Source organism: Amycolatopsis sp. NPDC114484, assembly GCF_055633755.1.
The window spans coordinates 13,780-40,098 of record NZ_JBVKDQ010000047.1; the positions used below are offsets into that span (position 1 = coordinate 13,780).

Consider the following 26,319-nt stretch of genomic DNA (forward strand, 5'->3'; position numbering starts at 1 on the left):
CAGCTCAGATGAACCGCCACAGATGGTCCGGCGTCCCGTTGTCGTCCCACTGCGTCACCTGTGCACCGTCCGCGGTGGACTGCTGGTCGACCGCCATCACCTTTCCGCTGTGGACGTTCACCAGCTTCCACCAGCCGCCGCCGGCGTCCACGATGCGCCACAGGTGGTCCGGTGTTCCGTTGTCCTGGAACTGCTGCACGTGCGCGCCGTTGTCCAGGCTCTGGTCGTGCACCGCCAGCACCTTGCCGCTGTTGCGGTTCATGATCCGGACGGTCCCGTCGCCGCTGTCCACGACTGTCCACACGTGATCGACCGTGCCGTTGTCCTGCCATTGCGTCACATCAGCCGTGTCCGAAAGCGACATGTCCCGCACCGCGAGCAGCTTCCCGGACCGCTGGTTCTGGATCCGCCGCCACGACGTCGTCGAAGCCGCCGGGCGCGGCAGCAAAGCCAGATACCCGGCAGCGACCGGGCGTGCTTGGAAACCGGATTGCCGGGCGTCGGCGACGAAGTACCAGTCCGAGAACGGAACCCGCGAGCCGGTGGTGTTGGCGAAACTGTAGACGCCCTCCACGAGAGTCGCGCGGATGTCGGCGTGGTCGGCCAGCCAGGCGGCTGTCCACAGTTCCCAATCGGCCTTCGTGTAGTCGTGGCGCAGGTCCAGCGGGACGCCGTGCGCGCCCCGTTTCGACTGATACCAGGCAGCTTCCCGCGCGGCGGTCCCGAGCGGCACCAGGTCAAGGCCCAGCAACCGGTCGGCGAAACCGTTGTACTTCAGGCTCCAGGTGCCCGGCTGGTCATACGCCATCCGCAAGTGCGAACCGTCGTTGGCCAACGTGGTCCACTGGCTGACGTACGACCGTGAAATCGACCTGTACCGCAAGGCATCCGCGGAATTGCCGGTGGTATCGGCGAGAACGGCCATCGCGCCGACGCCGATGATGCCCTTCAACGCGAGGTTGGCGCTGTGCGCGATCCAGCCGGTGAAATCGTCGGTCTGGTTCTGGTTTCCCGGGTCGAGGGTGTTGCCGACCAGGTACTCGGCCCATTGCCGCAGGATTCCGTAGTGGGCGTTGGCGAACGCCTTCGCCGCCGCGGCGTCCAGGCGCTGCGCGACCGCGGCGGACATGATGAGCATGTTGGCCGATTCCTCGACCGGCATGCTCTCCTCGTTGCCGTCGTTGTGCCCGGCCGCGTTCGGATAGGACGCGCCGATGTCGTGTTCCGAGAACGTCATCGGCCAGCCGCCGTGTTCGGCGTAGTCGAGCACCGGTTCCAGCAGCAGCCGGACGAACTCCGGCGAGAGATGGAGATAACCGGGCAGCGACGGGTAGATCACGTCCACTGTGGACACGTTGCCGCTGGACGAGATCTCCTTCAGGAACGCCCACGGCGAGCCGTTCCGGTCCACCAGTTCGGTGCCGCCGAACGCCTGGCGCAGGGTGAGCGCGCAGATCGCCGCGTAGTGGCCGCCCGTGCTGCCCCCGCCGGCCGCGGCGGACGCTTCGCTGTCGATCCGCTGGTCCAGAGCGATACCGGCGGCGAGCGCGGCCGGGTAGTCGGCATGGAACCACGCGACCATGTCCGGCCACGAAGACCAGTAGTGCGTCCACCACGGCGCCAGCTGCGCGCCGAGGTAGCTGACCGCGGGCGTGCGGACGTGCCCGATCGCCACCACCAGCGGATCGGCCGCCGCGCCCGGCTGGACCGTGCCGAGGTCTTTGGCGAACGCGAGGACCGGCCAGCGGTCGCTGATCGCGCGAGGCTGGTCCGGATCGCTGGTCCCGGGCAGCGCTCCCCCGTTCGCCGACGTCGCGCGCACGACCGTGTCCTGCCCAATCTGCCAGCTCGCCCCCGCCGAAGGCGCCGCGACCACGAGCGAACCCCAGCGCGGCTGGTCGTGCCCGTCCTCGGCGAGCACGCCCGGCGAAGCGGCCTGGACGCTCAGCGACGTGATGCCGCCGGATTCCTGCCGCTGCCAGCCGACCGGCGTGCCCGAATCCCATTGCAGCCACTCGGCCGACGTGTCGAAATGCAGCGAGACGGCGTGTGCCCGGCCGTCGGTGCTCGCGGCGGCGATGGCGACGTAGCCGAACGGCACGCACTGCCGCTGGAGATTGCCGGGATCGACCGGCGAGAAGAAGGTGACGGTGAGGGTCACGCCGCCGCCGGCGAGTTCGTAGATCGAGCGGGTCGCGGTGACCCGCAAGGAGTTCTGCGTCATCGGGCTCAGGCTCGGACCGGACGGCAGCTGCGGCGCACCGGCGAACACGTACGCGACGCCGTCTATCCGGGCGATCCCGCACAACGCGGTGATGTGCCCGTTCCAGAACGTGGACCAGGTGCCGGGCAGGGTGTCCGCGGCTTGCCAGGTCGAGAGGTACGGCGAACGCACGACGAGCGGGGTCGCGGGAGGGCGCAGCGGGTTCAGCGTGCCCGCCGGGGCGGCCGAGGCGGTGGACTGGACCAGTTCCGGAGCGCACCAGAGCGCGGCGACGGCGGCCGCGCCGGTGCCCGCCCAGCGCAGGGCGTCGCGGCGGCTGACCTCGCGGGGAGCATCGGAGGACATCGACAGCTTCTTTCGGTCGGATACCGGACACGGGAAAGAAGGAACCGAGCGACCTCAGTGTGGCACCGCGATACAACGTTGTAAATCTGCCGAAAGCACTGACAAGCGCTGTCCGTTTCCAGACAGGGCTTGTCAGTCCCGGCTACCGCCCGGCGGCGTACCCCTGCTCCCCGCGCGAATTCGCCGCCGCCGAAAGCACCCCGGTCTCCGGATCCTTCGCCACCGCGCACAACCGCCCCTCCGACCAGGGCTCCCCGACCGTCACGGCATGCCCCCGGCTCTCCAGCGCGGCGATGACCTCCGCACCGATCCGCGATTCCACTGTCACGCTGCCCGCCGTCATGCCGCGCGGGTAGAACGAACTCGGGAAGCTGTCGGTGTGCCAGTTCGGGGCGTCGATCGCGCCCTGCAGATCGAGCCCGCCGCGGACCTTCCCGCGCAGCGCCGTGCCGAGGAAGAAGTGGAAGTTCCACTGGTCCTGCTGGTCGCCGCCGGGGGTGCCGAACGCCATCACCGGCACCCCGTCGCGCAGCGCGAGCGACGGCGAAAGCGTGGTGCGCGGCCGTTTGCCCGGTGCGAGCGAGTTGGGCAGGCCCGGGTCGAGCCACGCCATCTGCAGCCGGGTGCCCAGCGGGAAACCCAGCTCCGGCACGACCGGGTTGGACTGCAGCCAGCCGCCGCTCGGCGTCGCGGCGATCATGTTGCCCCAGCGGTCCACGACGTCGAGGTGGCACGTGTCGCCCCGGGTCAGGCCGTCCTTCGCGACGGTCGGCTCCCCCGCCCCGATCGCCGACGCGGTGACCCCGCCGTCCGCGACGTAGCGCGCGTGCCTGCTCAACCGGGGCGTGCGGCCTTCCGGGCTGCCCGGACGCAGGTCGAAGGAAGCCCGCTCACCGATCAGTTTGCGCCGGACTTCGGTGTACTCCGGGGAAAGCAGCGCCTCGACGGGCACTTCCGCGCTGTCGCCGTACCAGGCTTCACGGTCGGCCATCGCGAGCTTCGTGCCCTCGATGAGCCGGTGGTAGTACTCCGGCGTCGCGTACTCCAGCTCGTCCGGCAGGAGCGCGAGCTGCTGCAGGAAAGCCGGACCTTGGCTCCACAGGCCAACTTTCGCGACAGTCCAGCCGTTCCAGGTGTGGGTGACCGGGTCCTCGTAGGCCGGCCGGAACGCGGCGATGTCGTCGGCGGTGAGCGTGCCCGCGTGCCGTTCGCCGGAAGAGTCCATCGCCGGTTTCGCGGCGAAGGCAGCGAGCGCTTCCGCGACAAACCCTTCGCGCCACGCCTTCCGCGCCGCCTCGATCTGCGCTTCCCGATCGCTTCCGGCAGCCTCCGCCTCCGCGATCAGCCTGCGCCAAGTCTCGGCGAGCGCGGGATTCTTCAGCAGCCCACCGGGTTTCGGCGCGACCCCGCCGGGCAAGTACAGCTCGGCCGACGTCGTCCATTCGTTCTCGAACAGTTCGCGGACGGTCTCCACCGTCGCGCCGACGCGCTCGACCGCCGGATGGCCGTCCGCCGCGTAGTGAATGGCGTACTTGAGGACCTCGCGCAGCGATTTCGTGCCGTGGTCGTGCAGCAGGAGCAGCCAGGCCTCGACCGCGCCGGGCACCGCGGCGGCCAGCGGACCGGTGCCGGGAACCAGATCGAGACCGAGCGAGGTGTAATGCTCGATCGTCGCGCCGGCCGGCGCGGGGCCCTGCCCGCACAGCACCTTCGGCGCGCCGCCCGCCGGGGCGAGGATCATCGGCACCTCGCCGCCGGGCCCGTTGAGGTGCGGCTCGACGACGTGCAGCACGAACGCGCCCGCGACCGCGGCGTCGTAGGCGTTGCCGCCGTCCTCGAGGACCGCCATCGCGGCCGCCGAGGCGAGCCAGTGGGTGGACGACACCATGCCGAAGGTGCCCTGCAACGTCGGGCGCGTCTGGACCATGGCCTTATCGTCGCGCGCGGGCTGGCGGTACGTCAAAGGCATCTGAGGCACCAATCCGATAGCGTGTCGCTATGGAACGCCGGCAGCTGGAGTACTTCGTCGCGATCGTCGAGCACGGCGGGTTCACGCACGCGGCGCGGGCGTTGCGGGTGGCCCAGCCGTCGTTGTCGCGGGCGATCGCGAAGCTGGAACAGGACCTGGGCGTCGAACTGTTCCACCGGGTCGGGCGCAACGCGGTGCTGTCGAACGCCGGCGAGTCGCTGGCCGGACGCGCCCGGCTGGTGCTGCGCGACCTCGACGCCCTGCGCGCCGCCGCGCGGATGGCGGGCGACGGACCGGCCGGGCGGATCGACGTCGCGGCCACGTCGTCGTCCGCGCTGGAGCCGGTGATCAGCATCATCGCCGAGATGCGCACGCGGTATCCGGGCGTTTTGGTGAGCACGTCGGCGGCGTTGTCGGCGGCCGAGGTGGTCGCGATGGTGGTGCAGGGCCGGTGCGAGGCCGGGGTGTGCGGGAGCGCGGAACGCCCGGTCGGGCCGGGTCTGGTCGCGCATCACCTGCGGGACGAGGAACTGCTCCTGGTCGCCCCGCCCGGTACGGAGATCGGCTCGGACGGGGTCGTCGAGCGCGCTGAACTCAGCGGCATGCAGTTCGTCGTCACCACGTCGGCGACCGCGGTGCGCGGATTCTTCGACCGGCTCGCGGCGAGCGTGCCGGACCTGTCGATCGCGGCCGAGGTGGGCGACCGGAGCGTGGTCCTGCCCATGGTGCTGCGCGGGATCGGCGCGAGCCTGATGCCGGACGGCTGGGCGGAGCTGGCCCGCCGGGCCGGTGCCGAGGTGCTCCGGTTCGCGCCGCCGGAGAAGCTCCCGCAGTGGTTGATATACCGGTCCGGACCGATTGCCGCGGCAACTCAGGCGTTTGTGGACATCACCCTCGCCACCGGCGGGACCGACAGCATCGGCGCGTAGTGGCCGTCCGGATACGGCTCCCCCACCGCGCGGCCGTCCGCCTCGATCCACGCGTGCGCGGCGAACGGGCTCGTCCGCACTCCGGTGCACCAGGTCGGCCAGGAACCCCTGAGGCGGCACAAGAGCGCGGCGGCGATCGAACGTTGGAGACAGCCTTGTCCGGCACAGCGGAGGCTCACCGAGACGACGTCTGAGCAGGCGGCCAGGGCTGCATCGGTGGTGGCTGGCCGTGCGCCCCGGCGGGCGAATTCCAGTACGCGGCGCAGCTTCGCCGGACGCAGCCGGGCAAGCGGACGAGCGAGAGCGACCGCGAGCAGCGGCACCGGACGGCGGTGCAACGGCAGGCGGACGCGCGTCGCGAGCGCGACCGGCGCGCTCATGCCGTCACCAACCCGGCGGATTGCAACTGCTCGAGCACCGCGGTCACGTCTTTCCGCGTCATGGCCTCGTCGACACCGTGCCGCGAGGCCAGTTCCGACGCGATGCCCTCCGGTTCGCTGCCGTCGAGAAGCCCTTGCAGCACAGTGCTTCCGGTGGCGTTGAGCTGCCAGTACCGGCCAGTCGCCAGGTGAAGCAGGACGGTGCTGCCGTCCGGGATGTCGGTGGTGGTCACGTCAGGGTGCAAGCGCATCGAGCCTCCTCGGGACTGGGCGTTCGGCGGCGCGAAGCCACATCTCACCTCCGATGAGCGGTTCAAGAGCGGCGACCACGCGGTAGTCCCGCTGCGGCGAGAGGACCGCGGCCCGCAGCCGGTCCCGGTCGAGCAGCCCGCGCGCGGCCAGCGCGGAATCCTCGAACAGGCACAGGATCGCGGCCTGGTTGCGGCGCAGGCCGTCCCGGATGTCCGCGCCGAACTCGCCCTTGGTCGCCCGGCCGAGCACGACGTCCGGCACGATCCCCCGCATCGCCTCGGCCAGCAGGGGTTTGTATCGGCCCGGGTCCGCGTGCTCGTGCCGCCGGACACGCAGAACGGCCTCCACGACCCGGTCGTCGAAGAACGGCAACCGCAACTGGACACCGGTCTCGGCGTACAGCCCGGCCGTCAAACGGTACTGCGCGGCGGCGGACCGCAGGACGAGCATCGCCTGGTGTTCGCCGGGGTCGCGGCCGAGCGGTTGGGCTTCGCTCGCCGCGCGGTGCAAGGCTTTTCGAGCCAAGTCCAGACCGTCGCCGGTGATCCACGGCTGGGCCCGCAGCGGCGCGACGCCCCAGCCGAGCACCGGGCGGCGCGCCGAACTGACCGGATCGGCGAGCTGCGCGGCCTGCTGTCGCCACCAGCCAGCCACGGTGCCCGGCCGGAGAAGTCCCGCCACCGTCCCGAAGAGCGGCCAGCGCCGCAGTGCGGCGTGTGCCCGGACGTGGCTCAACGCGGTGACCGGCCGACGGCGCAGCAATTGGTGCAGGTACCCGGGCAGCGGGCTGAACAGCTCGTCCCCGCCGTGTCCGGCGAGGTGCGCTTCGGACCCGCGTGCGGCCACGATTTCGGCGCTGTACCGGATCCTGGACGCGGACCGGGTGAACGCGTAGGGTTCGTCGCCGTCGACCAGGCGGTCCGGATCCGCGAAGACGGCGGGCAAATCGTGCTGCGGGACGATCACGTGCTCGGCCCGGTCCAGCGCGGCGATGGACCGGGCGGCGAACTTCGCGTCGTCGTTGCCCGCCTCCGCCTCGGCCCAGCGGAAGGTCAGCAACTCCGGGTTTTCCCGGGCGGCGAGGAAACACAGCGACGTCGAATCCATGCCGCCCGACAGATCAGCGGAACCGTGTCCCGAGCGGACCGCCTCGGCCAGCGCAGTCCGCACTCCGTCGGCACCGCGGGCCAGTGACTCGCGGGCGACCGGCGGACGCCACCACGGCTTCACCTGGGTTCGACCGTCTGTCCACAAGAGACAGTCGCCCGGTGGCACAGCGGAAACCTTGGCGTACAACGGTCGTTCGCTCAAGGGCGGCGGAAGATGCAGTCCGCACGACACCCGTGCGGCGAGCACCTCCTCGTCCACTGAGGACTCGACCAGTTCGGCCAGCAGATCAGCCCGATCCGCGGCGACCGGCACCCCGTCGACCCGGCAGTGGAATACCCGCCGCGATCCGGTTGCCGTGCCTTGGATCCGCACCGCACCGTCCACAGTGGCCACCAGATGGAACGAACCGGTCAGCCCGGCGGCGACCCGGTCGAGGTCGGCCAGCGAGAACACCCTGGCCGCGAGTTCGCCGAGCCGGACGGCGGCGACCGGGCAGTTCCCGATCACCGCCAGCCGCACCGGTCCGGCTGTCCCCACCGCCGCCTCGGCGCGACGCCATCGGCCGACGAGCCACGGCCGCCCGGACGCGTGGGCGTACACCTGCGCGCCCTCCCACAGCCGCCGGATCCCCGCTGCGGCGGGAGAATCGGGCAGCACCAAGAATCCCGGCCTGCTCATCGGCTGCGCTCCCGGCTCAGGAGGCGAAGTAGCCCATCGTGTCCGACAGGTACCCACTGAAGCCGAGGGTGTCCTCGCTGAACTCGCCGACCTCGGACAGCGCGGGCGGCGTGTATTCGGGCAGTTCGCGAACCTGTTTGTCCTGAACGTCCATGATGCCTCCGATGTTCGGCTCCGGCGGCCGCTGCGACCGCCGTCCCCGACACTGGCACGCACCGCCCGGCCGCGGCAGGCGGGAGTTCCCGTGCGTACCAACAGCTTTACCTCGCAGTACCGGACTCGCCCGGCCCGCTGGCCCGAATGGACTAGACCACTGTCATCCGATGCCGAGCCCGCGCCGACCGGTCGCGTTCAGCCGCCCGGGCGCGAACCGGTCCGGCCACGAGCGCTCGTAATGCTCGGCCGGGAAGTCCGACGGACTGGACCCGGACTCGAACGCTTCCCGCACCGACCCGGCGTACGCCTCGTTGCGCGGGCACCACGGCGCGGCCGGGATGTACATGACGTTGCCCCAGCCCCGCTGGTTCTCCACCGGCGCGACGCTGTGGATCAGATCGCAGTGCCACCACACGGAATCGCCGGCCCGCACGTCCGGGATGCCGCTGGAAGCCCGCAGCAGCAACGAATGCCATTTCTCGCTGGCCGGGAACACCTGATTCACCGTGACGCCGCACATGTCGTCCTCGGGCACGTCGGCCAGCAGCGGACGCAGCATCAGGTAGCCCATCGCTTCCGGAATCGGCACTGTGTGCAGCACACCCTGGTCGTGTTCCATGTCCGAAAGCGCGGTCCAGCCCTGGAAAGTGCGGAACACCGAGCACATCGTCGAACCCTCGAACTGCGGCCCGGCCGTGCGATGCGCGGCGTCCCACGGATCGTAGGACTCGACGGTGCCGTCGAACAGATGCCGGAACGCGCGCTGGTACGTCTCGGTCATCCAGAGGTCCAGCGTGCCTGGGTCAAGATGGGTGCCGAGACCGCCGGAATCCGCACCCGGCGGACGGCGGCGAATGCGGTCCGGGTACAGCGAATCCCGGCCAGGGTCGAACCACCGGACGCCGTCGGATTCGGATTTCCACTGTGCGTTGAGGAACGCCTGCACGCGCGCCATCCGGTCGCTCTGGCGCGCCTCCATTTGCGCCGCCGACCAGTAGATCGGATAGATCTCCGGCCGCGATCCAACGGTGCCGAAGAAGTCGTCGCCGGGGCCGCGGTAGTGCTCGAAGAACCGGTTGCCCTCGACGTAGTCGACGATCCCCGCGTCCCAGCCCAGCGCCTGCTCGCGCGGGAAATGACCACGCACCACGAGACAGCCGCGCCGCCGGAGCCGGGCCACGTCGTCTTCGGAGACCCTGCCCGCCTCGATGTCGGCGTAGTCCAGCACCGGCCAGATCTCTTCGCCGCGCGCTTTCGCCGCCTCGATCTCCTCGACCGCGGCGGCGACGCGGGCCTCGACCACCGCGAACACCTCTTCCACGGTGCGCCCGGACGCCTGGATCCGCGCCCGCAACGCGGCTTTGATCTCGCGAATCGCGGCCGGGAGGTCGTCCGGCGTCGTCTCCCAATGCGGCAACGGGGGCAGCTGCATAGCGCTCGCTCCATTCAGGAAGGGCTCCTTACTGAACCGACGGTAAGGCGCCCGCGCCGATTCAGGCAACACTCCTGACTAAATCGGCTACACTCGCGCCGGTGACCCCGGCCAAGCCCTCCCTCGACCTGCTCCGGTCGCTGACCGACGAGCACGTTCTGCGGGCGCTGCTCGCGCAGCGGCAGCTCACGCGCGCGCAAATCGCCGCCCACACCGGCATTTCCAAGCCCGCGGTCGGCGACAGCGTCGCGCGGCTCGCCGAGGCCGGGCTATTGCGCGACACCGGCGAACGCACCACCGGCCGCGGCCGCGTCGGCACCTATTACGCGCTGGCCGACGACCTCGGCGCGGCGCTGGTCGTGAGCATCGCCCACGACGGCGCGGTCGCCGAAGCCGTCGACGTTTTCGGCGAGGTGCTCGCCCGGCACGTCGAAGATCTCGGCCGCCCGGTGCGGCCGCGGAAGGTCGCGCAGGCCCTGCGCAAGGCCGCGACACAGGTCGCCGACGACGCCGGGCCGCTCCGGCTCGCGGTCGTCAGCGCCGCCGATCCGGTCGACCGCGCCACCGGGAAACTGGTCCACCTGCCCGATTCCCCGTTCCTGCTCGGGGAACTCTCCCCCGCCGACGTCCTCGCGCCGCTCGTCGCGGGCCCGGTCACGGTGGACAACGACGTCAACTGGGCCGCCCGCACCGAACAGGCCGCCGCCGATTTCGCCTACCTTTTCCTCGGCGAAGGGCTCGGCTGCGCCGTGATCGCCGACGGCGAAGTGCGGCGCGGGCACGCCGGGTTCGCCGGGGAAATCGCGCACGTCCTCACGCGCGGCCCGGACGGTCAGGCGATCGCCTTCATCGACGTCTTCGCGGACCTTGGTGTGCGCCAACCGGATTCGACCACGATCGACGTCGCCGCCCTGCTGTGCGCGATCAAATCCGACGACGTCCTCGACACCCTCGCCGAGGCGATCTGCGGCGTGCTCCTGGCTTTGGTAACCGTGGCCGACCCGGAACTCATCGTCCTGGGCGGCCCCTGGGGGCCCGCCGTGCTCGACGCGGTGTCGGCCCGCTTCGCGCGGTTGCCGCGCAACGTCCCGCTTCGCGCCCCGCACGCCACGGACTCCCCCGCCCTCACCGGCGCGCGCGACGAGGCCGTGCGCGCCCTGCGGAGCGCCGTTCTCAACCCTTGATGGTCTTCTTGATCCACTCCAGCTGACCGAACACGTCACCGTCGGCCGCGACGCTGCTGCGGTCGGATTTGCTGGTGACTCCCACGATCGTGTCGCGATCAACAGTCGACATGACCGGACCGCCGGAGTCGCCGCCCGCCGTGACGCCGGTCGTGGTCAGCGCGCAGAAATCGGTGCCGCCGGAGATGGTCATGCCTTCGCAGCGCTGGTCGTCGGGGTCGATGACCTTCGCGTCCACCTGCTTGAGCGCGTCGGACTGGCAGCTGTTCTCGTCGCCGGTGCAGGTCGCGCCCCAGCCGAGCTGGCGAACCGTCTCGCCGGGCCGCACCGGCCCCGCGCTCGGCAGCTTCGCCGGGGTGACGTTCATCGGGGCGACCTTGATCAGCATGATGTCGGCCAGCGTGTGATTGTCGCGGCTGCCCGGCACGGGCCGGACGACGGTGCCGAGCCGCTGGTCGAGATTGCCGACGCGGAACTCGATCCGGGAATCCGCGATGGGCTCGGCGGCTTCGGTGAAGCAGTGGTCGGCACCGATGATCCACTCTCGGCTGATCGCGGTGGCGGTGCATTCGGGCTTGCCGTCGACCAGCATCCGCACCGCCCACGGCCCGTAAGAGCTGACCGAACCCCCGATCACGGCCGACGCCGGAGCCGCCGCGGCGACGGCGGCGAGCGCGGCGACCGGGATCAGGAGGGCCAGCCGGCGGAGTGAGCGGAACAGCATGGTGAGGACATCCCTTCGGCAGCCGGCGTGACAACATCAAGACGCGGCAGCCAGAAGGGGGTTGCGCCTCGTAAGTGTTAATCCCGGTTAGACACTCACGACCCGTGGCCCTGTGCCTGTGCCGGGCCGCGAGGGGCGCTGCCGGTTAGAACCGGCACGGGCACTCAAGAGGCGGCAGAGGGAGGGCGTTGCGCCTCGTGAGCGCCGATGCCGGAATTGCCGCTCACGAGGCGCACCGAATCAGGACTTGTCCGCGGCCTGGGCCACGAAAATCCCCGTCTCCAGGAATGCCCGCCACTCAGCCGGGGACTGGCTGTCCATCGCCCGGCGAGCGGCCGCCTGGACCTGGGTGCCGGGAGTGGCCCGGGTCCAGATCTCCCGGACCAGCGGCCCCTCCTCGAGGTACCTGGCGTAGCTGGCCTCGACGCCGGCGACCGCGGCCGCGCGCACCTTCATGTCGTTCAGCTTGTCCTTCGCCGCGGTCTCGAAGATGCCGGTGTCGATGAACGCCCGCCGCTGCTCCGGCGTCTCGCAGGAGTAGGCCGCCATCCAGACCTCGGAACCGTAAGGCGCCTGGCGCGCCCAGATGTGCCATACGAACTGCTCGTCCGTCAGCTGCGCGGCCAGCGCCGCATCCATGCCCACGGCGGCGGCCGCCTTCACCCGTGCGTCGCGGAGCTTCTTCTCCGCGGCTTCCTTCTCCGCCGCCTCCTTCGCGGCCTCCACGTCGCGCTGATGCTCGACAAAGATGCCGTGCACGATGAATTCCTTCTTTTCCGCCAGAGTTCCCTTGACAGCGGCAGCCGCGGCCGCCTTCACGAACGAACCCCTGGGGGCGTGCTCCCACAACGCGAAGACGAAGTTCGGATCCTCCTGGCTCAGCAGGAGCCGAGTCAGCTCGAAACCGAGCAGCGCGACAGCGGGCTGCCGTTCCGTGCGCCGGACCTGGTACTGCGCTTCCCGGTCCAGATCCTTTTGGTGTGCCTCGTAAATCCAGGCAGTGAGGAAGAGCGACGGCGACCCTTGCTTGCAGGCGTAGTCCGCCTGCCACTGGACCTCCTCCGCGACGTCGCCTTGCCGTTGCGCGGCCAGGTAGATCTCGTGCACGAAGTCGCATTCGCTAAGCCGCAGCAGTTCCGGCGTGATCGCGAGCCCGACGACAGCGGCCGCGTTCGTGCGCACCTCCTCCGGAGTCTGCGCCACAGCGGCAATCGGAGCCGCGGTCGCCGCGGCCGGAGCGACGACCCCGGTCGCCGCGGTCATCGCGGCGAGGACAACCGCGGCCGCCAGTCTTCGAACTCTGGAATTCGGCATAAGCGTCATAGTGGGTGAATATCTCCCGCACGAAGGACGTTACCGATCATGGTCCGGGGTCCCGCTGGTTGACATGTCGGAAACTTCCGACGTAACTTAGCGTCATGCCCGACGACGTCTTCCTCGCTCTCGCCAGCCCCGTCCGCCGGCGCCTGCTCGAGATCCTGGCGGACGGCCCGCACACGGCGGGCGATCTCGCGGCGCGGTTCGAGCTGAGCCGCCCGGCGGTGGCCGAGCACCTGAAGGTGCTGCGGGACGCCGCCCTGGTCCGCGACGAACCCGTTGGGCGGCAACGTTTTTACCACCTGGAAAGCGATCCGCTGGAGCAGGTCGGCGAATGGCTGCACCCGTTCGAGCGGTTCTGGCGCGGCCGCTTGCGCAGCATGGCCGACCTGCTGGAAAACGAGGAGGAAACCCCGTGACGTACGCCCGCATCGGCAGTATTTCGGTCGATCAGTTCATCGCCGCCGCCCCGGAGAAGGTCTGGCGCGCGCTGACCGATCCCGAGCTGCACGCGAAGTGGTGGGCGCCCGGCGACATCGGACCGGACGTCGGCCACGAGTTCCGCCTGGAGATGCCCGGGTTCGGCTCGATCCCTTGCCGCGTAGTGGAATCCGAGCCGCCGACGAGGTTCGTCTACACCTTCAACGGCGACTGGACCCTGACCTGGACGCTCGTCGCCGAAGGCCAGGGCACCCGGCTCCTGCTGAACCACTCCGGCTTCGACCTCGACGACAAGCGCCAGGCCGACGCGTGCGAGCGGATGGGCCCCGGCTGGCGCGACGGAGTGCTGCCGCGGCTGGCGAAGCTGGACCTCGGCTAAGCCCGTCAGGCTGGACGGCGAGCGTAGACAACCGCTTGCGGGACGTCGCTGTCCAGCTCCTCCACCCATTCCGCCTCGACGGTGAACCCCGCCTCGCGCAACCACTCCGACACCCGCGCGGGTTGCCTGCGGTGGACGTACAGCCGCATCGGATGCCCGCCGTAACCCTGCGTCTTCAACCGGGCGACGTCACCGACGTGGAAGCCGATCGCGAGCGGTGCGCCGGGCCGCAACACGCGGTGGAACTCCGCGATCGCGGTGGGCACCTCTTCGTCCGGGACGTGGATCAGAGCCCACCACGACAGCAGTCCGGCCACCGAAGCGTCGGGCAGCGGGAGAGCGGTCATCGAGCCGACCGCGAACCGCAGCTGCGGGTGATCCCGCCGGGCCACCTCGACCATCCCGGGCGAGAGGTCGAGGCCGAACGCGTCGAGACCAAGGCTGTTCAAGTGCGCGGTGACGTGCCCGGTGCCGCAACCGACGTCGGCCACCGGGCCGTTTCCGCGCACCAGCGAGGCGAACAAGCCCAAGGTCATTCGCAGAGAAGGACTTCGGGCGATCGAGTCGCGCAATCGATCGGCGTAGCTGTCGGCGACGGTGTCGTACGAGGTCCGGGTGTCGGTCAGCCAGGTCTGCACGACGGCCACGCTAACTCACCGGTGCGCCGAACCACTGGCGAAGCGCTGGCTCCAGACCGTCCGGAGAACCGGCCCACGCCACGTATCCGTCCGGCCGGACCAGCTTCGCCTCGGCACCCGTCCCCACACGGTTCACCCGGTCCGCCCACCGCTGCGAGAGATCGCCGAACTGTCCTTCGGGATCCACGAGAACACCGCGTCCGGCCCGCAGTTCCGGGCCGAGATCGTGCGCGGGAAGCCCGACCGGCGGATGCTCCTCGCTGCCCGGGATCGCGTAGCGGAATCCCATGCCGGACTGCATGTCGTCCAGCAGGTACTGGACTTCGGGCAACTGCACCAGTTCCGTGAACAACGACCGGGCCGCGGCCGAATCGGGGCCGTCGTCCAGGAGCAGGGACTGTGCCTGGACGTTGCGCAGCACCGCCGCGCCAACCGGATGCCGCTCCGCGTGGTAGCTGTCGAGCAGCCCCTCGGGCGCGGTGCCGCGAACCGCCGCGGCGAGCTTCCAGCCGAGGTTCATCGCGTCCTGGATCCCGGCGTTCATGCCTTGCGCCCCAAGGGGAAGGTGCACGTGCGCGGCGTCGCCGGCCAGGAACACGCGGCCGTGCCGGTACTGCGCGGCCTGCAGGGCGGCGTTCGTGATCCGGCGGGCGTACCGGAGTTCGACCAGTTCCACGCGATCGCCGAAGACCGTCTTCAGCCCGGCGCGGATCTCGTCCTCGGTGACCGGGAGATCCCGGTCCCGCGACCAGCCGGGCCCGCCGAACGTCAGGCGGCGCAGCGGCCTGCCTTCGGCGTCGACGCCGAGCGGGAACACCTGCGCGCGATAACCCTCCGGGGTGATCGTGTGCATCGGGACCTCGGCGCTCAGCCGCACGTCGGCGGCCACCGTGGTCGCGGTCCCGGGACGGCCGGAGAACTCCGCGCCCAGCAGCTTCCGGACGGTGCTGCGCCCGCCGTCGGCGGCGACCAGGTACTGAGAGCGGATCGTGGCGCCGTCGGCGAACGTCGCGGTGACGCCGTCCGCGTCCTGCGCCAGCGCGACCAGCTCGTGATTTCGGCGGATGTGGATTCCTTCCGCGGCAAGGTGTTTCTCCAGGAATCCCTCGATCACCACCTGCGGGAGCGACCGCCAGGGGAACCGGTGCCGCCTGCGGACGAGCGGCAGGAGATTCCCGGCGAAATGCGCGGTGGTGACCGGATAGTCGCCCGTGGCCAGCAGCGGTTCGAGCAGGCCGCGCTGGTCGAACGCCTCCTGCGTGCGGGACTGCAGCCCTCCGGCCTTGGACAGTTCGCTGGCCTGTGGCAGCCGATCGACCACCACACAGGACACTCCGGCGATCCGCAGTTCGTTCGCCGTCGTCATCCCGGTGGGACCGGCGCCGACGACGAGTACCTCGGCAGTCATGATCTCTCCCTCGTGGGTCGGTGCGTCCGGAACCGACTCTCGGCCCGGCAGCGGCCGACGAGCCAGAAAGCGACACGTTTGCGGCGGATTCCGACCTGAGTACTCTCGAAACAGTGGATTCCGACTACGACGATCTCGACCGGCAGCTCGTGCACGCCCTGCAGATCGACCCGAGGGCCCCGTTCAGCACCATCGCCGACGCGCTCGGCATGTCGGATCGCACCGTCGCGCGCCGTTACGCCCGGCTCCGGTCGAATGGAGGGGTGCGAGTCGTGGGCGGCGTCAACGAGACAGCTTCCGGTGCGGTGCAATGGTTCCTGCGCATCCGGTGTGCTCCCGCCGCGTCGGTGGCGGTCGCCGAGGCGCTCGCGCGGCGGCCGGACACCGCTTGGGTGAGCCTGACGTCCGGCGGCACCGAAATCACCTGCACTGTCCGGATCGAAAACGAGGCCGACAGCGAAGCGTTGCTGCTGGCCAAACTTCCCCGGACCCCACGCGTCGAGGGCGTCACCGCGCATTCGGTGCTGCACGCGTTCTACGGCGGACCGGACAGCCTGGTCGCCAAACTCGGCGTGCTGGACGACGCCACCGTCACCCGGTTACGCCCGCCGCCGCTCCCCCGCCGGCCAGGCCCGGCGACGCTCGACGACGGCGACCGCAAACTCCTCGCCGCGCTGGCCGCCGACGGTCGCGCCGGATTCGAACAACTCGCCGCCGAGACCGGCTGGTCCCCCACGACGGTCCGCCGCCGCGTGGCGGAACTGCGCGAACGGGACGTGCTGTACTTCGACCTTGACGTCGACTGGCGGTTGCACGGCAAGGGAATCCGCACACTGCTGTGGCTTTCGGTCGCCCCGTCGGCGCTGGAGGAGACCGGCGTCGCGCTCGCCGCGCACCCGGAAGTCGCCTACGCCGCCGCGACCACCGGCCCGACCAACCTGTACGCGACGGCGGTGTGCGCCAGCCAGCACGAGCTGTACCGCTACCTCACCACCAGCGTCGCCGCGCTCCCCGCGGTCACCCACGTGGAAACGGCACCGGTGATCAAAACGGTGAAACGGGTAGCGAACCGGCTGTGACGCGGTACGAACGGGCGCCCTCCCGGTCAGCGGTTGACAGCGCGGCGAGGATCCGTCAATGATTCGTTCGGCTTTTCCCGGTGGGAAATTCCCGAACGCGTCCGCGAACTGTCCCCCACTTTTCGAGGAGACATCGATGTCATCGGTCAGCCGCCGCAGATTCATGCAGCTCGCCGCCGCCACCGCCGCCGGCACGGCCTTGCCCGCGAGCATCGCGCGCGCGGCTTCGGTGCCGGCCGCTGTGCGCACCGGCACCCTCGCGGACGTCGAGCACGTCGTCGTGCTGATGCAGGAAAACCGGTCGTTCGACCACTATTTCGGGACCCTCAACGGCGTTCGCGGCTTCGGCGACCCGCGTCCGGTCTCGCTGCCGAGCGGGAAACCGGTGTGGAACCAGGCCGACGCGAGCGGCGCCGAAACGCTGCCGTTCCGGCCCGCCGAGGACAACCTGGGCCTCACTTTCATCGAGGACCTCAACCACGACTGGAACGGCACGCACACCGCGTGGAGCACCGGCCGCTGGGACCAGTGGATCCCGGCGAAAACCCGCACCACGATGGCGTATCTGACGCGCAAGGACATCCCGTTCCACTACGCGCTCGCCGACGCGTTCACCATCTGCGACGGCTACCACTGCTCGATGCTCTCCTCGACCGACCCGAACCGGTACTACATGTACACCGGCTGGACCGGGAATGACGGTTCCGGCAACGGACCGGTGCTGGGCAATGAAGAATCCGGCTACGGCTGGACCAGTTTCCCGGAAATCCTGGAAAAGGCCGGGGTTTCGTGGAAGATCTACCAGGACATCGGCGACGGGCTCGACAAGGACCACGGCTGGGGCTGGACGAAAGACCCGTATATCGGCAACTACGGCGACAACTCGCTGCTTTACCTGACCCAGTACCAGAAATCGACCCAGGGCAGCCCGCTCTACGACAACGCGCGCACCGGCACCCGCGCCACCGCGGGCGACGGTTTCTTCGACCACCTCACCGCGGACGTCAAAGCGAACCGCCTGCCGCAGGTCTCCTGGATCGTGGCCCCGGAAGCGTACTGCGAACATCCGGCGTGGCCCGCCAATTACGGCGCCTGGTATGTCTCCGGCGTACTCGACGCGCTCACCTCGAATCCGGACGTGTGGAGCAAAACCGTCCTGCTCATCACTTACGACGAGAACGACGGATTCTTCGACCACGTCGTCCCGCCGTATCCGCCGCGAGACGCGAACTGGGGCAAGTCGACCGCGAGCGTCGCCGGGGAATGGTACGAAGGCGGTGCGGCCGCGTCCTACACCAAAGCAATGCCGTACGGACTCGGCCCGCGCGTGCCGCTGCTGGCCGTCTCGCCGTGGAGCACCGGCGGCTGGGTCTGCTCGCAGACCTTCGACCACACCTCGCTGATCCAATTCGTGGAAAAGCGCTTCGGCGTGCACAATCCGAACATCTCGCCGTGGCGCCGCGCGGTGTGCGGGGATCTCACGTCGGCGTTCGACTTCACCGGAGCCAACAGCGGCGTCCCGTCCCTGCCCGGCACCGGCGACTACCAGCCGCCCGCCGACCACAGCACCCCGCCGACCTACCACCCGGTGCCGCCTTCGAACGGCTCGCTCCCCAAGCAGGAACCCGGCACCCGCAAGGCACGCGCGCTGCCGTACGACCTGGCAGCGGACACCCAGGCCCGCGACGGCCGGATGTACTTCACCTTCACCAACCTCGGCGACGCCGGAGCCGGGTTCCACGTGACGTCCCGGATGCGTTCCGACGGGCCGTGGCCCTACACCGTGGAAGGCCGCAAGTCGGTCACCGACAGCTGGCATCTGCCCAGCGGCGCGGGAGATTGGTACCAGTACTCGGTTTTCGGCCCGAACGGCTGGCTCCGCGAACAGGCCGGAACCATCGGCGGCTTGGGTCCGGAGGTCACCGCGCGGCATGACGCGGGCTACGTGACGGTGACATTCACGAACCCGAGCAGCCGGACAGTCACCTTCACCGGCGTCGATGCTTACGCGCCCACCGAGGCTTACCAGTACACGCTCGCCCCGGGTACTTCCCGGGCAGTGCCGAAGTGGGGCGTGGCCAACGGTTGGTACGACATCACGGTCAAAGCGGATCACGACGGCCAGTACGTCCGCCGCTTCGCAGGCCACGCGGAAACCGGCCAAGCATCGACCAGCGACCCAGCCATCGCCACTAGCTGATTGATCCGTGAGGGGAACCCTGAAGGACTCTGATTCCCTCAGGGTTCCCCTCACGGCTTTCCGGAGCCAGCCCGGGCCCTCGCCACGAGCAAGCCGACTACCGCCAGCACCACCGCCAACCCGCCGAACCCCGCGCCCAGCGTCGCCGCCGAGGCGAGCGCGCCGACCAGCAACGGTCCGCCCGCGTCGCCCAGCTCCCGGCCGACCTCGGCCGCCCCCATCGTCTGCCCGAGCCGTTCCTGGGGCGCGGCACCGGCCAGATGCGCGAACCCGATCGGCGTGGCCACCCCGGCCCCGGCTCCGATCGCGACCGCCGCGGCCAGCACCCCCGCGATACCCGGGATCAGCGCCCCCAGCGCCAACCCGGCGGCGGTCAGCAGCAACCCGCCGGCCATCCCCGGCCCGTCGGGGATCCGGCCGGCGTCCCGGAGCCGCCCGGCCCACGGCTGCACCAACGCGGAACACAACGCCAGCACCGACACCACCGCACCCGTCGCGACCGTGCCGAGCCCGCTCGCCGCGCCGGTCACCGGCAGGAACCCGATGCCGACCGCGAGCGCCGCGGTCGTTCCGGCCAGCACGGCGGTCGGCCGCACGAACCCAGGCTCGGCGAGCCGGCGGGCAAGGTCGAGAACGGTCTGCCGCCGGCGCGGCAACGGCTCCGGCGCGGGCACCACCAGTGCGGCCCACCCCGCGACAACGAAGGCCAGCACCGCGAGAGTGCCGAACAGCAAGGAAAACCCGCCCAGCGTGATCAGCACGCCGCCGAGCAACGGGCCGAGCGTGTACCCGACGCTCTTCCAAGCACCGTAACCTCCGAACGCCCGCCCCCGCCGTTTCGCCGGCGACAACCGCGCGACGAGCGCCCCGGCCGCGGGCGAGAAAGCCGCCGCGGCCGCGCCCTGACCGAACCGGGCCAGCCCGACCGCGGCCGGATTCCCCGCGAGGACGAAGGCCGCCGACGCGAGCGCGAACGCCAGCAATCCGCCGAGCAGCACCGGCCGCGGCCCGATCCGGTCGGCCAGCGACCCGAACACCGGCTTGAGCACGACCTCGGCCCCGTCGTAGACCGCGAGCAGCAATCCCAAGGTCAGCAGGGAATCGCCGTGCGTGTACGCGCCCAGGCTCGCGGCGATGCTGTGCGCCCCGAACGCGGTGACGAAACCGGCGGCATACAGCGGACGCAGCTCAGCGGAACTCATGCGAACCCCTCACCAACGGAACAACCCGCCCAGGCGTCGTCGGCCGACCGTGCTTCAGCCGCCATTCGAACTCCCCGCCGAGGCCAGCCGCACGAAACCCTTCACATCTGGTGCAGGGCTTCGAAAACCCGCTCGGTGTAGTCAGCGAGGCGTTCCGCGCAGTGCTTCAACCGCTGCTCCGCCTCGCCCGCCGAAGGCGCACCGAACACGTCCCGGGCCTTCAACTCCCGATGCCAGCGCCGCAGCCGCTCGAGGCTCTGCTCTTCCTCCTCCAGCTCCGCCATCGTGAACTTGCCGATCCGGATTTCCTCGTCGATCTCGGCGTCGAACTTCCCGCAGTCGTCCAGGAACTCCGTCCACTCCTCGTCCCGCTCGGCAGTGAACAGCTCCACCAGCCGCGAACCGTCCCGTTCGGCGGCGTCGAGCGCGATCACCTCGCCCTCGCCGCGTTCGGCCAGCTCAGCGACCCGCGCGACGCCGACGGCGAACCCGGGCACGTCCGGCACCGCCCAGGCGCCCTGCCCGAGCGACAACGCGCCGACCCGCCGCAGCTCACGCCACACGGCGACCCGGTGCCGCGACGGTCCGGACGGCACCCGCACCACCAGCACCAGCCACTTGTGGTCTGCCACAATGCCGAATGTAGCACGTGTTACATTCAGCCAGGTAGCGCCGCCAGGAACGCGCCGACCGTCCGGTCCACCAGCGCCGGACGGTCCGCCAGCGGCAGCGAGAGGCACTGCAGCGTCACGCCGTCGATCATCGCGAACACCTGTGCCGCCACCTCCTCGGACAGCCCGGCGTCGACATACCACTGCCGCAGCTCGCGATCGAGGTTCGCGTTTTCCTTCCGCAGCACCGGATCCACCACAGCCGCCGCCGCGTACGCGAGCCATACCCGGGCACGCCGGGCACGCGGTTCGTCCAGCGGCAGCCACAACTCGACATACCCGGCGATCGTTTTCGGTTGCGCCGCTTCGATTTCCGCCAGGAACTGCTCCCCCGCGTACTCGAAACCGGCGCGCACGAGGTCGTTCTTCGTCCGGTAGTAATACTGCACCTGAGCCGGAGAAACGCCCGCCGCCGCGGCGACCGTCCGCACGCTCAGCGCACTGATTCCCCGTTCTGCCAACACCTCCAGCACGGCATCGAGCACATGGGTGGCGCGCTTCACCGCCGAGACGCCCCCGTGCGCGACCGCCACGCGACGGCGATCAATTCAAGAATCCCGAGCACTCCCACCACCACGCCGACCTGCCGCAGCCCGACCACCGGCGTCTCGACGTCGTGGAACGCGAAGTACAGCACCGCACCGACGACCACCATCAGCACGCCAGCCGCGGCGTGCCCCCATTTGCCGTTCATCCAAGCCTCCTATACGAACGTACAATACGATCGTACAGGATTACCCGGCCTTCCGCGCCGCCAACCGCTCGACAATCCCGGCCTTGCTCCGCTCCGCCCGCTCCACCGCGAACCCGGCCGCCGCGAGCAACGGCAGCGGCCGGCGGGTCAGGTAGTCCCCCAGCTGCCACACGGTCAGCTTCTCCGCCAGCCGCTGCACGGCGAGAACGAACCACCGGTCGCTGCCGACGTGGTCCAGCAGCAGAAGCCGCCCGTCCGGCCGCAGCACCCGGTGCATCTCCGCGATCGCGACGCGTTCGTCCGGGACGCCGCACAGGCCCAGCGTGCAGACGACCGTGTCGAACGAGCCGTCCGGGAACGGAAGGGACTGCGCGTCGGCCTCGGTCAAGGCGACCTCGCGTCCGGTCTCGGCGGCCCGCCCGCGCGCGAGGTCCAGCATGGACGGGCTGAGGTCGATCCCGGTCAGCCGCACGTCCGGCGGGTACAACGGCAGATTCCGCCCGGTCCCGACGGCGACCTCCAGCACCTCCCCCGAAGCCTGCCCGCACACCCATTCCCGGCCGTCGGCGAGCAGCGCCCGCTCGACCCACGCGATGTCGCGGTCGTAGCGCGGCGCGGCCTTGTCCCACGTCCGCCGCAACCAGTCCGGTCCCCGCTCCGCCATCGTCGCGAACTCCTCTCCGCCCGAGGTCCTCTCCCCGTACCCTCGCATCCCGTGGGGGACTTCGACTACGACACGGAACAGCGCCGGTGCGACCGGCACCTGCGCGAGCCTGGTTCGCCGCACGGACGCGGCCACGCCCGCCGAACCTGATGTCACAAACTCCCGGCGGCCGGCGTCCTATGGGCGATCGTCCCCAGAACGCGAAGGAGCCACCCATGACAGCGCCCGGCGACGCGAGCCCGGACCTCGCCACCGAGACCTTCCTCGCCCACCGGAACCTGCTGTTCACCGTGGCGTACGAGATGCTCGGCTCGGCCGCCGACGCCGAGGACGTGCTGCAGGAAACCTGGCTGAAGTGGGCGGGCGTCGACCTCGGCGAGATCCGCGAGCACCGCGCCTACCTGGTCCGGATCACCACCCGCCAGGCGCTGACCCGGCTGCGCACGCTCGGCAGGCGCAAGGAGTCCTACATCGGGACCTGGCTGCCCGAGCCGCTGCTCACCGCGCCGGACGTCGCCGAGGACGTCGAACTGGCCGACAACGTCTCGATGGCGATGCTGCTGGTGCTCGAAACGCTGCGGCCGACCGAGCGCGCGGTGTTCGTGCTGCGCGAGGTCTTCGACGTGCCTTATGACGAAATCGCCGAAGCGGTCGGCAAAACCCCGGCCGCGGTGCGGCAGATCGGGCACCGGGCGCGGTCGCACGTGTCCGCCCGCCGTCCGCGCGGCGACGTCACGCCCGCCGAGACCCGCGGCGCGCTCAACGCGTTCCAGAAGGCCGTCGAGACCGGCGACCTGCAGGGACTGCTCGACCTGCTCGCCCCGGATGTCGTCTTCCTCGGCGACGGCGGCGGCGTGAAGCAGGCGGTGCTGCGGCCGATCGTCGGTGCGGACAAGGTCGCGCGACTGCTGACCGCCGGCGGCACCCAGATCCCCGCGCCGCTGCGCCCGATTCAGGTCAACGGGCACCCGGCACTGGTGCTGAACCTCGACGGCGAGGTCGACACCGTGCTCACGCTGCGGATCGACGACGGCAAGATCACCGGCCTGTACGCGGTGCGGAATCCGGCGAAGCTGTCGCACATGGACGCGGAAACCGCCCTTCGCCGCTGACTCCGGCCAGCGCTACGGACAGTAGCCCCGACACTGGCGCGCGCCACCCGGACGGACCATGCCATCCTGGTCCCGCAGAGGCGGCCCGCCGGGCCGCCGCCGTACCGAGGAGAGGACCGACGTGGGCGTTGTCAGCTGGATCGTGCTGGGCCTGATCGCCGGGTTGATCGCGAAGGCCCTCATGCCGGGCAAGGACCCGGGCGGCTGCATCATCACCATCCTGCTCGGGATCGGAGGCGCGTTCGTGGGCGGCTGGATCGGCAAAACGCTGTTCCACACCCAGCTCGGAACGTTCTTCGACCTGCGCACGTGGGGTCTCGCGGTGCTCGGCGCGCTGGTCATCCTGACCGGCTACCGGCTCATCGTGGGCGGCCGCCGCCGAGACTGATCCCCGGGGCGGCCCGCTCGCCGGGCCGCCCCTCGCTTCGCGCGATCCCGAACGGATTCCGCGCCTCCCGGCCCGCGCCCGCGGACTCACCCGCGCGGGCCTCGAATTGAACGCGACCCCGGATTCCGGGCTCGTTTCGTGGCAGAATCAGCGGAGAAGTTTCGGCCAGGTCGACGGGCGGAGCGGACGATGGCGCTGCGCGACCACGAACAACATCAGCTGGACGAGATCGAACGATGCCTCGCCCAGGAAAGCCCGCGCCTTGCCCGCCGGTTCGAGAAGTTCCGCCCGATGCCGGTGATCACCTTCGCCGCGGCCGCGCTCGGCGTGCTCAGCGTGTTCCTCACCGGGCTGGTCACGCTGGTGGTCGGGTTCGGCATGGACTCCGCCGCGCCGATCGCGGTGGGCACGGTGCTCACGACGGCGATCCCGCTCGCGATCATCTGGTTCTACCGCTGCCGCTGGCGCTGACCCGCGCCCGGCCGGAACTGTCGGCGTGGCGAGGCAAGCGTCCTCAGGCGGCCACGCGCCCGCGCACGAAACGACGGAACAGCGCGAATCCCGCGATCGCGGTGACCAGTTCCCAGGCGATCGTGGTGAGCACGGCGACCGACAGCACGTCTGCCCGGTCCGGGGACGAAGGCCGGAGCTGCCCCCGCGCGTCGACGCGGACGCGGGTCAGGCCGCGCGCCGCCGGGTCCGAGCGCAGCGGGATGGTGGCTTCCTCGGCGCCGCCGTCCGGGGCGGTCCACGTGACGCGCCGGGTGTCGGGCATCGCGGCGCCCTCGGTCCCGCGCAGCGCGCCGGACCCGGGCGCGACGGCGGCGACCACGGACCGGCCGGGCGCGCGGTCGATCGCCGCGGCGCCCTGCCGGTGGATCCACAGGCCCAGCCAGACCCCGGCCACCGCCGAGACCGCGACGGCCGCGGCCAGGACGGGAAGGAGGAACACGCGACCGCGCACCGCGGACGCGCGGAAACCACCAGAAGCCATGCCACGAGAATGCCGGGAAAACCGGGAACACGGCAGGGTTTGCGGACAAATGTGCCCAATTCGCAGGAAAAAGCGCCCGGCACGGGCAAGCGACGCCGCGTCGATGCCCGATTTCACCCGTTCTTTTCACTCATTCGTGGGTAACGCCACACGGAGGCAACCCGGACGCGACGGGCAGACCGAGAGCGCCGGCTCAGCTGCCGATCATTCCGGACCGGCCGGCCGCGCCGGACCGCGTCGTTTATTGCCGCCGTCTTCCGTCAGTACGTGGGATTCTTCCGGGCCGCGCAATCATTCCGCGTCACCCTCCGGACGCGCTCAGCAATGCCTGCCCGGTGGCCGTCACCGCGTGCCGCAGTGTGCTCCCGTCCTGTTGACTCTCCACCAATCCCGCGCGACGCAGAACACCTGCGTGTTTGCCCGCCGCGACCGGGGTAACACCGATCTCCCCGGCCAATTCGGCGGTGGACAGCGGGACAGCCAACGCGTGCAGCGCGCGGGCCCGGGTCGTGCCGAGCAGATCCGGCAGCGGGTCCCGGGCGGCGTCGGCTGCCGGAAGCGCGCGTTCCGCGGGCGCGCCCCAGACCACCGGCGGCTCTGGTCCGGTCCCCGGATCCGGTTCCACGACCCGGAAATAGGCCGGGATCACGAGCAAGCCTCCGAAGTAGACACTGCGGTCCGCGGGCGGTTCGCCGGGCAACTCCGGGCCCTCCCAGCGGATCGGCGCGCCACCGGCCGGTTTGCTGCTGGCAACCGGCCAACTCGAAGCCTGCCGAGCCGTGCCGTACGACGCGAGCGCCGAGCCGAGCAGCGCGCGGGCTCCGTCGGCCAGTTCCCCGACCCACGCGGGCGAGAACCCGTGCACGAACAACGTCTGGAGGTCGGCGCGGAGCGTCGTTTTCGGGACGTGCACGAGACCGTCCCCCGCGACCGGGCCGATCCGCCGCCGCTGGTCCGGCTGTCTCAGCGCCGCGTGCCGGACGGCCGGTGCGCCGCCGGGCGGCAGCGCCCTCACCGTCCGGTTGCGGATCTCCAGCGCCGCCGGACGGGGTTGCGGAAGCAGGCCCTCTCTGCGAAGTTGCTTGCGGGCCCGGGCGGACCAGACCCGCAGCCCGCTCGCCGGACGGCGGCTCTGCAGGGCCGTGAGGCTCAGCACCAGTTCCCACAGCGGATCGGGGCCGGTGCGCCGCCTCGTCCGGCCGAAATCGTCGTCGGTGAAATGAATGCGCAACGCCATGTGCTCCCCCTGCCCCCCGACATGGTTGCGCTTCCAGAGTGCCGCGCCGATCCGCCGCTGTCCAGGCGCGTTTTCCCTTCGGGGAAAGAACCCACCGAATGCCAGCGAATCTCGCTGAATCAGGTGGTCCGTCTACAGACAGTTCGCGGCGGAACCGCGAAAGCGAGACAAATCGTCTCGCCGGATGGGGCACACGCATTAGCCAGAGGCGCCAGGCACGCGCGGATGCCCCCGGATCCGGACTGTGCGGCGCGGCGTACCCGGTTAACGCGCCGCGCCGGAGTGCCGATGGACCAGCAGTTCCCGACATTCGCCGCAGCGATTCCCCCACCCGGGCGACTATTCCCGCCACGAAATGCGAAACGGGGCCCGGCCTCGTGGGCCGGGCCCCGTTTCCGGTGCCTCAGTGCGCGAGCCTCAGCCGAGCAGGAGGCCGTTGCCGCCGGCGACGGCGTTGTCGAAGCGCTTGCTGATCTCGGCCCAGTTGAAGATGTTCCACAGGGCGTTGACGT

At 70.5% G+C, this 26,319-nt stretch carries 27 protein-coding genes and 1 pseudogene; 9 read left to right on the forward strand and 19 right to left on the reverse strand.

Annotated elements, in window-relative coordinates:
- Positions 1 to 4 precede the first annotated feature (4 nt).
- Positions 5 to 2,569 carry a glutaminase domain-containing protein gene (locus ACZ7SW_RS45760; RefSeq protein WP_470236652.1) on the reverse strand — a complete coding sequence of 855 codons (2,565 nt, stop codon included), beginning with the start codon at positions 2,567 to 2,569 and terminating at the stop codon, positions 5 to 7.
- Positions 2,570 to 2,711: 142 nt separating this feature from the next.
- Entirely contained in the window at positions 2,712 to 4,496 is a 1,785-nt protein-coding gene (locus ACZ7SW_RS45765) for a gamma-glutamyltransferase family protein (protein WP_470236653.1), read from the reverse strand.
- A gap of 71 nt (positions 4,497 to 4,567) precedes the next feature.
- Here ACZ7SW_RS45765 and ACZ7SW_RS45770 point away from each other — a divergent pair, with 71 nt between their 5' ends.
- Positions 4,568 to 5,467, forward strand: a complete 900-nt coding sequence (locus ACZ7SW_RS45770) for a LysR family transcriptional regulator (RefSeq protein WP_470236654.1) — start codon at positions 4,568 to 4,570, stop codon at positions 5,465 to 5,467.
- On the opposite strand, the gene ACZ7SW_RS45775 is transcribed toward ACZ7SW_RS45770, so the two are convergent.
- The 5 genes from ACZ7SW_RS45775 to ACZ7SW_RS45795 form a co-directional block, all read right to left on the reverse strand.
- Positions 5,410 to 5,847 carry a lasso peptide biosynthesis B2 protein gene (locus ACZ7SW_RS45775; RefSeq protein ID WP_470236655.1) on the reverse strand — a complete coding sequence of 146 codons (438 nt, stop codon included), beginning with the start codon at positions 5,845 to 5,847 and terminating at the stop codon, positions 5,410 to 5,412. The genes ACZ7SW_RS45770 and ACZ7SW_RS45775 overlap by 58 nt on opposite strands.
- Positions 5,844 to 6,098, reverse strand: coding sequence for a lasso peptide biosynthesis PqqD family chaperone (locus ACZ7SW_RS45780; protein WP_470236656.1), 255 nt, complete (start codon positions 6,096 to 6,098; stop codon positions 5,844 to 5,846). The genes ACZ7SW_RS45775 and ACZ7SW_RS45780 overlap by 4 nt, the downstream gene beginning before the upstream one ends.
- Positions 6,082 to 7,887 carry an asparagine synthase-related protein gene (locus ACZ7SW_RS45785; RefSeq protein ID WP_470236657.1) on the reverse strand — a complete coding sequence of 602 codons (1,806 nt, stop codon included), beginning with the start codon at positions 7,885 to 7,887 and terminating at the stop codon, positions 6,082 to 6,084. The genes ACZ7SW_RS45780 and ACZ7SW_RS45785 overlap by 17 nt, the downstream gene beginning before the upstream one ends.
- Positions 7,888 to 7,903: 16 nt before the next feature.
- Positions 7,904 to 8,041 carry a lasso RiPP family leader peptide-containing protein gene (locus ACZ7SW_RS45790; protein WP_470236658.1) on the reverse strand — a complete coding sequence of 46 codons (138 nt, stop codon included), beginning with the start codon at positions 8,039 to 8,041 and terminating at the stop codon, positions 7,904 to 7,906.
- Positions 8,042 to 8,203: 162 nt separating this feature from the next.
- Positions 8,204 to 9,475: a YbiU family protein gene (locus ACZ7SW_RS45795; protein WP_470236659.1), complete on the reverse strand. Its 1,272-nt coding sequence runs from the start codon at positions 9,473 to 9,475 to the stop codon at positions 8,204 to 8,206.
- A gap of 101 nt (positions 9,476 to 9,576) precedes the next feature.
- Between ACZ7SW_RS45795 and ACZ7SW_RS45800 the strand changes: the two genes are divergently transcribed.
- A complete protein-coding gene (locus ACZ7SW_RS45800; protein WP_470236660.1) occupies positions 9,577 to 10,659 on the forward strand; it encodes an ROK family transcriptional regulator in 1,083 nt (360 codons plus the stop codon).
- On the opposite strand, the gene ACZ7SW_RS45805 is transcribed toward ACZ7SW_RS45800, so the two are convergent.
- Together ACZ7SW_RS45805 and ACZ7SW_RS45810 are read right to left on the reverse strand one after the other, a co-directional pair.
- Positions 10,649 to 11,383 carry a S1 family peptidase gene (locus ACZ7SW_RS45805; protein ID WP_470236661.1) on the reverse strand — a complete coding sequence of 245 codons (735 nt, stop codon included), beginning with the start codon at positions 11,381 to 11,383 and terminating at the stop codon, positions 10,649 to 10,651. The two genes, ACZ7SW_RS45800 and ACZ7SW_RS45805, sit on opposite strands and share 11 nt — an antisense overlap.
- 240 nt (positions 11,384 to 11,623) lie before the next feature.
- Positions 11,624 to 12,697: a hypothetical protein gene (locus ACZ7SW_RS45810; RefSeq protein ID WP_470236662.1), complete on the reverse strand. Its 1,074-nt coding sequence runs from the start codon at positions 12,695 to 12,697 to the stop codon at positions 11,624 to 11,626.
- A 104-nt stretch (positions 12,698 to 12,801) separates the two neighbouring features.
- Here ACZ7SW_RS45810 and ACZ7SW_RS45815 point away from each other — a divergent pair, with 104 nt between their 5' ends.
- Together ACZ7SW_RS45815 and ACZ7SW_RS45820 are read left to right on the forward strand one after the other, a co-directional pair.
- On the forward strand, positions 12,802 to 13,119 hold the full coding sequence (locus ACZ7SW_RS45815; protein WP_470236663.1) for an ArsR/SmtB family transcription factor: 318 nt from the start codon (positions 12,802 to 12,804) through the stop codon (positions 13,117 to 13,119).
- Positions 13,116 to 13,520: an SRPBCC family protein gene (locus ACZ7SW_RS45820; RefSeq protein ID WP_470236664.1), complete on the forward strand. Its 405-nt coding sequence runs from the start codon at positions 13,116 to 13,118 to the stop codon at positions 13,518 to 13,520. Before ACZ7SW_RS45815 ends, ACZ7SW_RS45820 begins: the two co-directional genes overlap by 4 nt.
- Before the next feature lie 5 nt (positions 13,521 to 13,525).
- Here the strand turns inward: ACZ7SW_RS45820 and ACZ7SW_RS45825 are convergent, their stop codons facing one another.
- Together ACZ7SW_RS45825 and ACZ7SW_RS45830 are read right to left on the reverse strand one after the other, a co-directional pair.
- On the reverse strand, positions 13,526 to 14,167 hold the full coding sequence (locus tag ACZ7SW_RS45825; RefSeq protein WP_470236665.1) for a class I SAM-dependent methyltransferase: 642 nt from the start codon (positions 14,165 to 14,167) through the stop codon (positions 13,526 to 13,528).
- A gap of 1 nt (position 14,168) precedes the next feature.
- Positions 14,169 to 15,566, reverse strand: coding sequence for an FAD-dependent monooxygenase (locus ACZ7SW_RS45830; protein WP_470236666.1), 1,398 nt, complete (start codon positions 15,564 to 15,566; stop codon positions 14,169 to 14,171).
- Positions 15,567 to 15,679: 113 nt separating this feature from the next.
- On the opposite strand from ACZ7SW_RS45830, the gene ACZ7SW_RS45835 reads away from it, so the two are divergent.
- Together ACZ7SW_RS45835 and ACZ7SW_RS45840 are read left to right on the forward strand one after the other, a co-directional pair.
- Complete coding sequence (locus tag ACZ7SW_RS45835) at positions 15,680 to 16,645, forward strand: Lrp/AsnC family transcriptional regulator (protein WP_470236667.1); 966 nt, start codon at positions 15,680 to 15,682, stop codon at positions 16,643 to 16,645.
- A gap of 136 nt (positions 16,646 to 16,781) precedes the next feature.
- Positions 16,782 to 18,845: a phosphocholine-specific phospholipase C gene (locus ACZ7SW_RS45840; RefSeq protein ID WP_470236668.1), complete on the forward strand. Its 2,064-nt coding sequence runs from the start codon at positions 16,782 to 16,784 to the stop codon at positions 18,843 to 18,845.
- Between the two features lie 50 nt (positions 18,846 to 18,895).
- On the opposite strand, the gene ACZ7SW_RS45845 is transcribed toward ACZ7SW_RS45840, so the two are convergent.
- The 5 genes from ACZ7SW_RS45845 to ACZ7SW_RS45865 form a co-directional block, all read right to left on the reverse strand.
- Entirely contained in the window at positions 18,896 to 20,047 is a 1,152-nt protein-coding gene (locus ACZ7SW_RS45845) for an MFS transporter (protein ID WP_470236669.1), read from the reverse strand.
- Positions 20,048 to 20,148: 101 nt separating this feature from the next.
- A complete protein-coding gene (locus tag ACZ7SW_RS45850; RefSeq protein ID WP_470236670.1) occupies positions 20,149 to 20,679 on the reverse strand; it encodes a Chromate resistance protein ChrB in 531 nt (176 codons plus the stop codon).
- A gap of 26 nt (positions 20,680 to 20,705) precedes the next feature.
- The gene (locus tag ACZ7SW_RS45855) at positions 20,706 to 21,221 is read right to left on the reverse strand and encodes a TetR/AcrR family transcriptional regulator (RefSeq protein WP_470236671.1); all 516 of its coding nucleotides are present in this window, start codon (positions 21,219 to 21,221) and stop codon (positions 20,706 to 20,708) included.
- Positions 21,218 to 21,412: a hypothetical protein gene (locus ACZ7SW_RS45860; protein WP_470236672.1), complete on the reverse strand. Its 195-nt coding sequence runs from the start codon at positions 21,410 to 21,412 to the stop codon at positions 21,218 to 21,220. Before ACZ7SW_RS45860 ends, ACZ7SW_RS45855 begins: the two co-directional genes overlap by 4 nt.
- Before the next feature lie 40 nt (positions 21,413 to 21,452).
- Positions 21,453 to 22,076 carry a class I SAM-dependent methyltransferase gene (locus tag ACZ7SW_RS45865; RefSeq protein WP_470236673.1) on the reverse strand — a complete coding sequence of 208 codons (624 nt, stop codon included), beginning with the start codon at positions 22,074 to 22,076 and terminating at the stop codon, positions 21,453 to 21,455.
- Between the two features lie 215 nt (positions 22,077 to 22,291).
- On the opposite strand from ACZ7SW_RS45865, the gene ACZ7SW_RS45870 reads away from it, so the two are divergent.
- The 3 genes from ACZ7SW_RS45870 (at position 22,292) to ACZ7SW_RS45880 (ending at position 24,047) form a co-directional block, all read left to right on the forward strand.
- Positions 22,292 to 23,188 (forward strand): RNA polymerase sigma-70 factor, encoded by an 897-nt coding sequence (locus ACZ7SW_RS45870; protein WP_470236674.1) that lies wholly within the window; start codon positions 22,292 to 22,294, stop codon positions 23,186 to 23,188.
- Positions 23,189 to 23,309: 121 nt separating this feature from the next.
- Positions 23,310 to 23,576 (forward strand): GlsB/YeaQ/YmgE family stress response membrane protein, encoded by a 267-nt coding sequence (locus ACZ7SW_RS45875; RefSeq protein ID WP_009077073.1) that lies wholly within the window; start codon positions 23,310 to 23,312, stop codon positions 23,574 to 23,576.
- A gap of 189 nt (positions 23,577 to 23,765) precedes the next feature.
- A complete protein-coding gene (locus tag ACZ7SW_RS45880) occupies positions 23,766 to 24,047 on the forward strand; it encodes a DUF3040 domain-containing protein (protein WP_470236675.1) in 282 nt (93 codons plus the stop codon).
- Positions 24,048 to 24,090: 43 nt separating this feature from the next.
- On the opposite strand, the gene ACZ7SW_RS45885 is transcribed toward ACZ7SW_RS45880, so the two are convergent.
- From ACZ7SW_RS45885 to ACZ7SW_RS45895, 3 genes and pseudogenes are all read right to left on the reverse strand, one after another.
- Positions 24,091 to 24,570, reverse strand: coding sequence for a hypothetical protein (locus ACZ7SW_RS45885; RefSeq protein WP_470236676.1), 480 nt, complete (start codon positions 24,568 to 24,570; stop codon positions 24,091 to 24,093).
- 301 nt (positions 24,571 to 24,871) lie between these two features.
- On the reverse strand, positions 24,872 to 25,807 hold the full coding sequence (locus ACZ7SW_RS45890) for a hypothetical protein (RefSeq protein WP_470236677.1): 936 nt from the start codon (positions 25,805 to 25,807) through the stop codon (positions 24,872 to 24,874).
- A gap of 417 nt (positions 25,808 to 26,224) precedes the next feature.
- Positions 26,225 to 26,319, reverse strand: a pseudogene (locus tag ACZ7SW_RS45895) (superoxide dismutase); the annotation flags it as partial.